This window comes from Burkholderia sp. LMG 13014 (genome assembly GCF_905232215.1).
Classification (GTDB): Bacteria; Pseudomonadota; Gammaproteobacteria; order Burkholderiales; family Burkholderiaceae; genus Burkholderia.
Window position 1 is genome coordinate 1 of record NZ_CAJNKE010000872.1, and the last position, 1,848, is coordinate 1,848.

Annotated in this window: 2 protein-coding genes; both read left to right on the top strand. The window is 69.5% G+C overall.

The features are described from left to right. A partial coding sequence (locus JYJ84_RS35655) for a sigma-54-dependent Fis family transcriptional regulator (protein WP_205172133.1) occupies positions 1-852 on the top strand: 852 nt, incomplete at its 5' end. Positions 853-901: 49 nt separating this feature from the next. Continuing rightward, positions 902-1,848: ABC transporter ATP-binding protein (locus JYJ84_RS35660; RefSeq protein ID WP_205190210.1), on the top strand; the 947-nt coding region annotated here is incomplete at its 3' end.

The following is a 1,848-nucleotide window of genomic DNA, read 5'->3' on the forward strand; positions in this document are numbered from 1 at the left end:
CTCAACAACGGGCTGCCCGTGCTCGTGCAGGGCGAGACGGGCACCGGCAAGGAAGTCGTCGCACGCGCGCTGCACGATGCGAGCGCACGTGCCGGCAAGCCGTTCGTCGCGGTGAACTGCGCGTCGATTCCGGAAGGGCTGATCGAGTCGGAGCTGTTCGGCTATCGCGACGGCGCGTTCACGGGCGCCCGCAAGGGCGGGATGACGGGCCGGCTGATGCAGGCGCACGGCGGCACACTGTTTCTCGACGAGATCGGCGACATGCCGCTGCACCTTCAGGCGCGCCTGCTGCGCGTGCTGCAGGAACGCAAGGTCGCACCGCTCGGCGCGGGCGACGAGCAGGCGATCGACATCGCGGTGATCTGCGCGACGCACCGCGACCTGCAGACGATGGTGCGCGACAAGTCCTTCCGCGAAGACCTCTACTACCGGATTCACGGCGTGAACGTGCTGCTGCCCGCGCTGCGCGAACGCGACGACGTCGACCTGATCGTCACGGCGCTGCTCGCGCGGCTCGGCGCGCCGCACGTGAGCGTGAACGCCGAACTCGCCGACGTGTTCCGCCAGCATCGCTGGCCCGGCAACATCCGCCAGCTCGAGATGGTGCTGCGCACCGCGCTCGCCGTGCGCGACGAGCACGACGACGTGCTCGGCCTCGACCATCTGTGCGACGGCTTCATCGACGGCGTATGTCCGGCACCGGACGCGTCGTTCGGGCTGATCCGCCGCCACGAGGACGACCTGATCCGCGAATCGCTCGCGCGCCACGACGGCAACGTCGCGGCCGCCGCGCAGACGCTCGGCATCAGCCGCGCGACGCTGTATCGTCGCCTCAAGCGGCTGCAGTCATGAGGCCGCGCGCGCGTTCGTCCGCTGCGTTCGTGACGGGCCGGTCGCGCCGATGCTGAAGCTCGTCCTGCGTTTCGTGAAGACCGACGACCGTGCGCAACTCGCGCACGCGCTCGGCTGGCTGTACGGTTTCGTGCGGCCGCAGCGGCTCGCGATCGCCGGGTTGCTCGCGCTGTCGGCCTGCGCATCGCTGCTCGCGCTCGCGCAACCGTGGCTCACGAAGGAGCTGATCGACCGCGGGCTGATCGGCAAGGATGTCCGGATGCTCGTGGCGATCGCGTTCGCGATGGTGTTCGCGGGCTTCGTCGGCACGCTGCTCGGCGGCATCAACCGCTACCTGCACACGCGGCTGTCCGGCCGCGTGCTGTTCTCGCTGCGCAGCGCCGTCTATGCGCACCTGCAGCGGCTGTCGCCGTCGTTCTACGGCCAGCGCCGCCTCGGCGACCTGCTGTCGCGCCTCGACGGCGACGTCGCCGAGATCCAGCGCTTCGCGCTCGACGCGCTGTTCTCCGCCGTATCGAACGTGATCGGGCTCGTCGGCACGCTGGTGCTGCTCGTCACGCTGTCATGGAAGCTGTCGCTGCTCGCGCTGCTGCTGATTCCGTTCGAGATCCTGTGGCTGCGCACGATGCGCCGCAAGGTCGAGCGCGATGCGCGATCGGTGCGCGAAGGCGCAGCCGACGTGTCGTCGTTCCTCGTCGAGACGCTGCCCGCGATGAAGTTCATCCAGGCCGCCGGCCGCCAGCGCGCGGAACAGGCGCGGCTCGACGGCCTCGGCGATCGCTACATGGAGCGCCTGCTGAAGCTGCAGGTCACCGAGTTCATCACGCAGTCGGTGCCCGGCACGCTGACGTCGCTGTCGCGCGCGGGCGCATTCATCGTCGGCGGTTACTGGGTGATTCGCGGCGACTGGCCGCTCGGTTCGCTGATCGCGTTCTCGAGCTATCTCGGGATGGCGATCGGCCCCGTGAAGAGCCTGCTCGGGCTCTACGTCGCGCT